Source organism: Thalassolituus sp., assembly GCF_984348125.1.
Map to the genome: position 1 here is coordinate 101,049 of NZ_CFHJLR010000014.1, position 9,158 is coordinate 110,206.

At 50.5% G+C, this 9,158-nt stretch carries 9 protein-coding genes; 3 read left to right on the forward strand and 6 right to left on the reverse strand.

The features are described from left to right. Window positions 1–101: 101 nt before the first annotated feature. From AC5E51_RS11350 to rpmE, 3 genes are all read right to left on the reverse strand, one after another. Entirely contained in the window at window positions 102–965 is an 864-nt protein-coding gene (locus tag AC5E51_RS11350) for a hypothetical protein (RefSeq protein ID WP_301387968.1), read from the reverse strand. After that, window positions 962–2,029 carry an isopenicillin N synthase family dioxygenase gene (locus tag AC5E51_RS11355; RefSeq protein WP_374964905.1) on the reverse strand — a complete coding sequence of 356 codons (1,068 nt, stop codon included), beginning with the start codon at window positions 2,027–2,029 and terminating at the stop codon, window positions 962–964. Before AC5E51_RS11355 ends, AC5E51_RS11350 begins: the two co-directional genes overlap by 4 nt. Before the next feature lie 227 nt (window positions 2,030–2,256). Continuing rightward, the gene (gene rpmE, locus AC5E51_RS11360; protein WP_068435180.1) at window positions 2,257–2,472 is read right to left on the reverse strand and encodes a 50S ribosomal protein L31; all 216 of its coding nucleotides are present in this window, start codon (window positions 2,470–2,472) and stop codon (window positions 2,257–2,259) included. Window positions 2,473–2,653: 181 nt separating this feature from the next. On the opposite strand from rpmE, the gene AC5E51_RS11365 reads away from it, so the two are divergent. Next, window positions 2,654–4,861 (forward strand): primosomal protein N', encoded by a 2,208-nt coding sequence (locus AC5E51_RS11365; protein ID WP_297530858.1) that lies wholly within the window; start codon window positions 2,654–2,656, stop codon window positions 4,859–4,861. A 277-nt stretch (window positions 4,862–5,138) separates the two neighbouring features. After that, window positions 5,139–6,056 (forward strand): AraC family transcriptional regulator, encoded by a 918-nt coding sequence (locus AC5E51_RS11370; RefSeq protein ID WP_491227456.1) that lies wholly within the window; start codon window positions 5,139–5,141, stop codon window positions 6,054–6,056. A 433-nt stretch (window positions 6,057–6,489) separates the two neighbouring features. Here AC5E51_RS11370 and AC5E51_RS11375 read toward each other — a convergent pair whose 3' ends face one another. Continuing rightward, a complete protein-coding gene (locus tag AC5E51_RS11375) occupies window positions 6,490–7,251 on the reverse strand; it encodes a putative quinol monooxygenase (protein ID WP_301376756.1) in 762 nt (253 codons plus the stop codon). Between the two features lie 116 nt (window positions 7,252–7,367). Here AC5E51_RS11375 and AC5E51_RS11380 point away from each other — a divergent pair, with 116 nt between their 5' ends. Next, window positions 7,368–8,369, forward strand: coding sequence for a GlxA family transcriptional regulator (locus AC5E51_RS11380; protein ID WP_297530850.1), 1,002 nt, complete (start codon window positions 7,368–7,370; stop codon window positions 8,367–8,369). Window positions 8,370–8,455: 86 nt separating this feature from the next. On the opposite strand, the gene AC5E51_RS11385 is transcribed toward AC5E51_RS11380, so the two are convergent. Beyond that, on the reverse strand, window positions 8,456–8,719 hold the full coding sequence (locus AC5E51_RS11385) for a Txe/YoeB family addiction module toxin (protein WP_068440496.1): 264 nt from the start codon (window positions 8,717–8,719) through the stop codon (window positions 8,456–8,458). After that, window positions 8,716–8,958: a type II toxin-antitoxin system Phd/YefM family antitoxin gene (locus tag AC5E51_RS11390; protein ID WP_022990187.1), complete on the reverse strand. Its 243-nt coding sequence runs from the start codon at window positions 8,956–8,958 to the stop codon at window positions 8,716–8,718. The genes AC5E51_RS11385 and AC5E51_RS11390 overlap by 4 nt, the downstream gene beginning before the upstream one ends. Between the last annotated feature and the right edge of the window lie 200 nt (window positions 8,959–9,158).

A 9,158-nucleotide genomic window follows, 5' to 3' on the forward strand; every position in this document is an offset into this window, starting at 1 on the left:
CCATAACCCAACTGCTTTACCTGACTTTTAAGCATAGCAGCCGCTGGAAGAATTGCCCGGCATGGGCTAACTGACCCCGATAGGTCATCCAGACAGAGCACTCACACAACCCGCCGGAGGTAACGGCCAAGCGTTGATTGAAATTGTTTAAACCAGCGCTCTGCACTCTCTGACTGAGATGTACCGGGGGCGAAGTGAAAGTCACCAACAAGAGTATCAATACGAAACGACCAGGACTTCTGACCAGCCACCAGCCTTATCTGTTCGGGCTGACTTGTATCGTAGAAAAATTCTCCGTCGTCAGCCTCGAACAGAGCGCTGAACATCAGCTTCCCTGTTCTATGAATATCGCGAGAGTGGCGGACGACGAACTCATCGCCCTCAAGCTCGCCGATGTCCGTAATAAACTCTTCCGCTGATCTGTTTAACACAGCACCCATGTAATCACCCGCAAGGATAAGCGCTCCCTGTAATTCGCGGCTGGCACCGGTCGTCAGGTCTTCTTCACCGATCAATTCCAGACCGACGAATAAACCCGGCACACTGTTTAACAAGCGCCAGTCTTCAACATAGGCGCCGCTTGGCGCGAACTCCATCATGCAATTGCCCACACGCCTTAGCTCTGCGGGCTCGGGCCAACGGTTTTCACTCAGCGAAGACACGCCTCCCTGCCAGTCGAGCAGGTTATGTTGCCAGACACTGTGCGCGTACCAGCCTTCGTAATCCGCCTTATTTTCAGGCTCCGCCTGCTGTTCGTATTCGAGTGGCAAACGTAGATCTATCGTCAGCGCTCCAGACTGAAGCCAGAACACCCGTGTGTCTGTATCAGTTAACCCATTAGCAAAACTGATGCACCGCCGCCTGAAAGCACCGCACATCCACTCAGGAACCGAGTTCCTTGGCCAGACGGCGCCCTGCCCGCAAGCGATATCCACCAGGCTTTCTATCCATCGTTTCCGTTTCATGAAGCCTGCTCCTTGCGGCCAAAGCCAAGGTCGGGTTGTGTTTCAGGACGTTCTATTTCGCCCAGCCGTAGTCGCTTCTGAAGGTAGTCAAATGTATCGATGGTCTGAGCGTACAAGTGATCACCGCACCTGACCGGCTGATACTGTTTCTCAGCCCCTTCACAAGGGGCCATCACAGGCTCAATGACCGTATCGTAATCGCAGGTACAGAAGAGCGGGAATGCGTAACGCTCCTCTTTCACTTTACGCACCCTGTGAGTCGTTGCTCTAAAATGGCCGTTACTCAGTATTTCCATCATGTCGCCAATATTAACGACAAAACATCCGGGGATGACGGGAGCATCAATCCAGCGCCCTTCACCATTCAACACTTCAAGGCCATCGGCGGTGGGTAGCAGTAAGGTGAAGCATTCGTAATCCGTATGCGCACCAATGCCCTGGGTGTCTTGCACGCCCGGGTCGTAAGGGTAATGAATCAAGCGCAATTGATTCGGTGGACGAATCAGCTTGCCATCGAAGAAGGTCTCCTCCTGCCCTAGTGCAAGAGCAAAGCCCCTGAACAGAACCTTTGCGAGCTCGGTTCCGTGGCCGTAGTAACAACTCACTTTCGCTTTGAAATCGGCATCGTCTGGCCAGAGCGTTGGGCCAAGCATCGGCCTCCGATACCTGAGATCACTCAGGTCGTAGTTAACATCATACGCCTCTTTATGATCCCGGGGTTTATTCACGTCTGAACTTGAGCCCGGGCTATAGAAGACTTCTTCGCCCTCTGGAACGTAACCACTGTGGTTCTGCGACAAACCGATGTAATTCTGCATCTTCTGTTCGTATGGCTGAGCAAAATACTGCTTTGCAGACGCGACCAGATCGTCGGTCGCTGTCCCGGGAATGCGATGTCCGCAGACATAGAAAAAACCAACGTCTCTTGCGGCATCGCGGATATTGTCTGCAACCGCCTGACGCTCAGCAGGCACAGCGGAGTACAAACCTGAAATATCAATCACAGGGATGGATGAGAATCGACGGAGGGGGGGTTGCTTGTGTGGGTTGGTGCGGCTTTGCATATCAGTCTCCCATAGGCTTCAGGATGACTGGCCGTCCAGTGGTGTTCAGCAGAATGCTGGCCGGGCCGTCCCGACTGCATTTCAGAGTATCAAATCAGTAGGCTCAGAGACCAGAGCGCAAAGTGGTCAGTAAGCGCTTACAGAAGGTGGCTAACGAAAAGATGGATACAGAAGAAATAGCAGGCACAAAAAAGCCCGCAGAAGCGGGCTTTTTCAGAACGCGTCGATTACTTCTTACCGCCGAAGCCACCGAAACGCTTCTGGAACTTGTCGATACGACCGCCAGTATCCAGAACTTTCTGCTTACCAGTGTAGAACGGGTGGCATGCAGAACATACGTCCAGGTACATAGTGCCTGGCTTGGTCGAGCGAGTCTTAACTACGTTACCGCAAGAGCAGGTTGCTTCCAGGGTAGCGTACTCAGGATGAATACCGTCTTTCATAAATCACCTCACAGTCTTCGCGCCGCCACATCCCGGGGACCACTTTCTTCGCCTGATCTCTCAGGCTGGGCCCAATATCGGTATGCACCGCGCTACTGGCTTGTTATAGATACAATATGCCCTTGCAAGGGCAATAAGGACGCGCATAATACCAGAGCATTCCGTATCAGCAAGCTTTTTCATGTCCTTTTATGTTGTCGACGTCGCTCTGCCCGTCCCCCTGTTACGCACCTTCGATTACCTGCCGGTAGAGGGTGACGCCCGAGAAAACTACCAACCCGGTCAGCGGGTTCGTGCAGACTTTGGCAGACAGCTGCTCACTGGCATTGTCTTGGGCACTCGTGACAGCAGTGAAGTTCCCACGAATAAGCTCAAACCTTTGTTAGCACGCTTGGATGACGCACCGTTACTGGCTCCGCGTGACCTCAGTCTTGCCCGCTGGATGTCAGATTACTATCACCACAGCCTGGGTGACGTGCTCGAACACTGGATACCAACCATGCTGCGGCGCGGAGCCGGACTGAACGAAGCCGATGAGAGCGGTTGGCAACGTATCGCCTCACCCAATACAGAGCCAGCACTCAAAGGCAGCAAGCAGCTGGCATTGTGGCAGCAGTTTCAGCGACAGGAATACATTGCTCATCGATTTCTGACAGCTCAGGGCTTTTCGCTGGCCCAGTGCCGTAAGCTGGCCGAACTCGGATTAATCGAGGAACAGACGCGACTGCCAGTCCCTGCACTACCTGAATCCGTCCGACCGGCATTGCAGCTAAATGACGAGCAAGCATCGGCGGTGAAAAAAGTCTCTGACGTACTGGGGAAATTTAAGGCCTGTCTGCTTGAAGGCGTGACGGGCTCAGGCAAAACTGAAGTCTATCTCCAGCTTATCGATAAGGTAATAAAACAGGGAAAACAGGCGCTGCTGCTGGTGCCTGAAATCGGCCTGACACCGCAGACCGTGCGCCGCTTTCAGGAACGTTTTAATGTGCCCGTCGCACTGCTTCACTCGGGTCTGAATGATCGTGAACGACTGCAAGGCTGGCGACAGGCGCGTGAAGGTCAGGCGCGGATTCTGATCGGTACCCGTTCAGCGGTGTTTACCCCCCTGCCGGACCTGGGCCTGATTATTCTCGACGAAGAGCACGACGGCTCCTTTAAACAGCAGGATGGCCTGCGCTACTCGGCGAGGGATTTTGCACTCGTGCGTGCCCATCAGGCTCAGGTACCTGTCTTGCTTGGCTCTGCAACGCCGTCGCTGGAGAGTCTGCATAACGCATTAACAGGCAAATACCTGCATTTAAAACTGACCCGTCGTGCCGGAAATGCCAGACCACCGGGCATGAAGCTCCACAGTATTCTGCATCAACCTCTGGTGCACGGCTTTGCCGAACCAGTACTCAGCGCCATGCAGCAACACCTGAATCGCGGCAAGCAGGTCTTGGTATTCTTAAACCGTCGTGGCTTTGCCCCCTTATTAGCGTGCAAACAATGCGGTTGGAATGCAGAGTGTCGACGCTGCGATGCGCGCATGACACTGCACCAATATCCTCCGCACCTGCATTGCCACCACTGCGACTATCAGCAACCCGTGCCGAAAGTGTGCCCGGAGTGTCACTCGCCGGATATTGAACCCATCGGTCAGGGCACTGAACGCATTGAAGACCATCTGTCCGTGTTATTTCCGCAAACACCCGTAAAGCGCGTTGACCGTGATACCGTGCGTACGAAGCAGGCGTTCGATGATTTATTTGAAGAAATTCATACTGGTGATCCGTGCATTCTGGTCGGTACGCAAATGCTGGCCAAAGGCCATCACTTTCCCGATGTCACACTGGTGGTAATACTCGACAGCGATGCTGGATTATTCAGTGCGGATTTCCGGGGAATGGAACACTCGGCGCAGTTAATTAAGCAGGTCGCCGGACGTGCTGGCCGGGCAGAGTCTCCCGGCGATGTCTGGATTCAGACCCTCTATGCCGACCACCCGCAACTCAACCTGTTAATCGATGACGGTTATCACGCGCTGGCACTCTCGATATTGCGCGAGCGCTTAGATCAGCAACTGCCGCCATACTCGCACATGGCCATGCTACGCAGCGAATGTGAAGACAGAGCGACGGCTCAACGCTTTCTCGAACAGGCCCGGCACATACTGCAACACTGGTTAAAACAATACGGCCAGAAAGACGCCCCCGTCACACTGCTCGGCCCGGTGCCTGCAATTATGGAACGCCGAAACGGTCGTTACCGTTTTCAGCTACAGGTGTTCTGCAGCGAGCGTAAGGCCTTGCACCAGACGCTCGATGCGGCATTGAAACAACTTCAGGAATTAAAAGGCTTCAACAAAGTACGCTGGCACATCGATGTTGATCCGCTGGATACACTCTGATTAAAGCCCTTAGAAGCTACTGAATAACATAGAAGCCTGAGGAATAGAGTGTAATAGGTAATATCTCCAGCGGAAAGATCGCAACCCTAAGGTGCAACGGTGATACAAACGAATCAGTTGAGATCTTATTATTCAAGACACCACACACAATCACACTTGCCGATAAATTGCCGATCCTTGCCTATTACTACAATCAACAACAGAGAGCCTCAACCCTGCCCTCAAGCCAGTGCTAATATAAAGAGACCTAATCGAAAGCAGCCGACAGGGCGAGCGAATGTCCACAAACACCTCAATAAGTAGTTCAGATAGCGCCTTGGACAACAAGCTAAGCGGCCTCATTGCCAGCCTTATCGGACAGAAAGCCCGCATAGATACCGATGTACCAGGACTGAGTCTTCACCGCTGGACCGAACCCACCGACCCTACCAGTTATATGCTAGCTCCGAGCATTTGCCTGATCGGCCAGGGACGTAAACGCTTATTCCTTGGAGAAGAGACCTTCATCTACGACGCCGAGCACTTCCTGATAACCTCAGTTGAGCTTCCTGTCGTCACGCAAATTATTGAAGCCTCACCCGAGAAGCCCTATCTGGGCCTGACCATGGAACTCGACCTTCGCCTGATTTCACAACTAATGATAGATAATCAGATAACGCCGGATAAGAAACAGACAGACCGCTGCGGAATCGGAGTCAGCCGGGTGCCCGGAAATTTGAATGATGCCTTCTGCAGACTTCTTAGTCTTGCGAGTCAGCCAGAAGATATCGTGCCTCTCGCCCCCCTTATTCGGCAAGAAATTTTCTATAGATTACTGAAAAGCGACCAAGGCCCACGCTTACGCGCTATTACCTCGAACGCCAACCATGGCTACCAGATTGCCCGCACCATCGAATGGATGAAAGAAAACTTCAGTAAGCCAGTAAAAGTCGAAGACCTGGCGAATAACTCGGGAATGAGCGTCTCTGCATTTCATAACCACTTTCGCAGTATGACTGCGATGAGCCCACTGCAATTTCAGAAGAAAATGCGGCTCAATGAAGCGCGTCGACTAATGCTGGCAGAACACCTCGATGCATCAAAAGCGGCCTTTGAGGTCGGCTATGAAAGCCCCTCACAATTCAGCCGAGAATATAGCCGTCTGTTTGGGGCGCCGCCGATGAAAGATATTCGCCAGCTTTCACAGAGGGTGTAGTAGTGTGCTAGTTAAAACCCTTCAATACCAGGGCGGAGCAACTTACTTACCGCGAGTGACGGCAGGCTGCGCCGGATTCTGCAAACCTTCGCCAAACGAAATAACTTTAATATTGTCCGCGTTGTCAGGGCCGAGTGATAAAACAACGTGGTTGGTATCCCCCGCCTATGCCTGTATTACTGCGATAGAACACCAGATCACCACGGCGAAGGCGCCAGTAGGTGCCTGAAAACGGGAAATCAGGCCAATCATTCCAGACCTTAGTCCAGGTGGCTTCAAAGCTCTCAGCGTTTCTGACAAGTGATTTCCTTTCCTTATTAAACTAACGCTCGGCCTTTGGGCGGGCGCTTTTTGCGCGTCCCGCCGCGCTTTTCAGGGTCCAGTTGAACACTTTGTCAGGCTAATTGTGAGCATACAAGCTAGAAGACCAAAATTATTTACCAGCTTCTGCAATAATCTCAAAATTATGAATGTTGTTTAGAACACCGTTATCCCAGCCGCCAACGACAAGATCATCCGCTTGGGCCTTGAGGGCAGCAGCAACTTTCCCGGCAAAGTGAGCTTCTCTTCCACCCTCATCGGTAAAGGTATCAAAAATACCAAAAGTGTTGCTATCTAATTTAAGTGATGTCCATAACAACGTTTTTGGTTCAGTTTGTGCGACAACAGATGCGGCTCCGATTAATAGCTGCTGTAATTCTTGCTCTTTTCCTGGTTGGGCTTTTAACACTATATAAGTTGCGCTTGTAGCATTTTCTAAGTCTGTGTCAGGTTCTTTATAGGATAAAATGCTAAAGTTAGAAATATTAGCAACAACCCCCTTATCCCAACCATGCGCTACGAGCGTATCTGCATTGGTATTTAATGCGGCTGCTACTTTCCCTGCAAAGTGCTCTGACCGGCCCGCTTCATTTGGAAAAAAATCAAAAATTCCGAAACTGCCATCGTTTTTTTTAAGCGCATACCAATACAAGGTATTGGGTTCAGTTTGCGCGACCAATGTTGCGCCTTCCTTTAGAAAAGCAGTTAGCTCTTTGTCTTGTCCAGACTTAGCCTCAAATGGAATATAGGTTGCTTCTTTCATGATAGTCTCCTGTTTTGGTACTTCTGAGCGTGATATAGACGCATTCATTAAAATGAATAGAAATACAGTTAGATAAATACTTGCTTTACGCATAGGATTGAAAATTTTCATAAATTCCCCTTACGTTGAAATCGAGGTGCCATTGTAGGGTTTGGCTCAGCTTGACCAGTAGTGACAAAAAAGACACCATACATGCAATATCTGCCATTGTTTTTTGGAGTGTATGAATGACGACAATTGTGATTCTTTCAGTGAATAACGCCTTACCATCAGGGCTTATGGGCATGGTTGATATCTTTGCATTAAGTGGTTTGCATTTTGTGCAGAAGTCTGGAGATGGAGCACTTTCGAAGGTGGACTGGCACCCAAACGTGATTTTGGCGAATCATGATGGGCAGCCGATAACTGACGGGCATGGGCGTAATTTTGAGGTCGACTCTGATTTTGCTTCAATTAAGCATTGCGATGCAGTGTTGGTACCTGGGTTTATTCCAAATGGTCAAGGACACCCACCGAAAACCACTACAGATATGCTTACCTGCTCATGGTTGGCTACACAATATAAAAAAGGAGCGCTCATGTGTGGCTCTTGTAGCGGTGTATTTGCACTTGGAGAGGCGGGCTTACTTAATAACCGAAAATGCACTACCACGTGGTGGTTACATGATGAATTAAAGCAACGATTCCCAAAGGCGAATGCGGTATGGGCAAGTGAATTAATTGATGATAACGGTATCATCACTGCTGGTGGCCCCCTTTCCTGGGTTACCATTGCATTGCATGTAGTGAAAAAGCTTGCTGGTATTGAAACGGCGAAGGTTGTGGCTGATTTTTCTGTCGTTGATGCGATACCAAAATCTCAAAACCTGTATGTGCCGGAGGGGTATCAGGCTTCAAACAATCCATTCCTTGCAAAAGCGGAATATACCATTCGTAAAGCACACTACCAAACCATGAGCGCTGGTGATTTGGCAAAAATAATGGCTGTATCTGAACGTACGCTAAATCGTAAGTTAAAAGAGTTAACCGGAGAAACCCCCAAAGCCTTTATTGACGGGGTTAGAATAAGCCATGCTTGCACATTGTTAGCAACCACCAATACGTCCGTAAAGGAAATCGCCCTTTCTCTGGGTTATACGGACGATAGCGTATTTCGTCGTCTCTTTAAGAAGAAAATGAAAATGACACCTTCCAACTATCAGCAACAAAGACGCAATAATGAAAGTTAAGCTTTTAGCCTAACGCTGAGCTTTGCGGCAATTTTGGAGCCGCGAAGCGGTGGAAAAATTGTCCGGCAACAGCGGCTGGTTATGCATTATTCGTAGTGGCTCCAGAGTCTGAGGACTTTCACCACTTGCTCGTCCTCCAGTACTTGGTAGACCAGGCGATGCTGAATATTAATGCGACGCGAATAGGCCCCCGCAAGATCACCAATTAGCTTCTCAAACGGAGGCGGCTTGCGATAAGGATCTTCCGCTATTAGCGCTAACAGTTCCTGGGCTTTTGGTTTGAGGCCGCTGGAGGCCAACTTTTTTGCATCTTTCTGGGCCTGCTTGGTGTAAACCAACTTCCATGTCACCAGTCCAGCTCCTCATCGCATGCATCCACGGGGGTATCCATCCCTTCCCGAATAGACCCCCGCATACCGGGTACGGAGAGCAGATAAAGTGTTTCTTGAATAGCAGACCAGTCTTCTTCGGATACCAGAACAGCTTTATTCCGCTTACCCATGATGACGATTGGTTGGTGGGACTCGGCGGTCTCGTCAATCAACCGATAAAGGTTGCTGCGCGCCTCAGTTGCAGTGATTCCGGTCATAACGCACCTCTTGCGTGTTTAACTTTTCACCAAGTGTACGCCTCTCGGTACGTACGTCAAGACGAACGCCCTGTATAACGCCCCGCTAGACGGCGAGCGAAGCGAGTCCTAGTGAAGGCCACGCTTTTCTTGTGGCCGTAACGAATTTCAGCGGCTTGTATGGTTCAATTTCATTGTTAACCGCTATTCCCTCGACAGTT

Bases quoted from the DNA above. Each gene is read 5' to 3' on its own strand.
- AC5E51_RS11375 (WP_301376756.1), bottom strand. From the start codon at position 7,251: ATGAAAATTTTCAATCCTATGCGTAAAGCAAGTATTTATCTAACTGTA.
- AC5E51_RS11380 (WP_297530850.1), top strand. From the start codon at position 7,368: ATGACGACAATTGTGATTCTTTCAGTGAATAACGCCTTACCATCAGGG.
- AC5E51_RS11370 (WP_491227456.1), top strand. From the start codon at position 5,139: ATGTCCACAAACACCTCAATAAGTAGTTCAGATAGCGCCTTGGACAAC.
- AC5E51_RS11390 (WP_022990187.1), bottom strand. From the start codon at position 8,958: ATGACCGGAATCACTGCAACTGAGGCGCGCAGCAACCTTTATCGGTTG.
- rpmE (WP_068435180.1), bottom strand. From the start codon at position 2,472: ATGAAAGACGGTATTCATCCTGAGTACGCTACCCTGGAAGCAACCTGC.
- AC5E51_RS11350 (WP_301387968.1), bottom strand. From the start codon at position 965: ATGAAACGGAAACGATGGATAGAAAGCCTGGTGGATATCGCTTGCGGG.
- AC5E51_RS11355 (WP_374964905.1), bottom strand. From the start codon at position 2,029: ATGCAAAGCCGCACCAACCCACACAAGCAACCCCCCCTCCGTCGATTC.
- AC5E51_RS11365 (WP_297530858.1), top strand. From the start codon at position 2,654: ATGTCCTTTTATGTTGTCGACGTCGCTCTGCCCGTCCCCCTGTTACGC.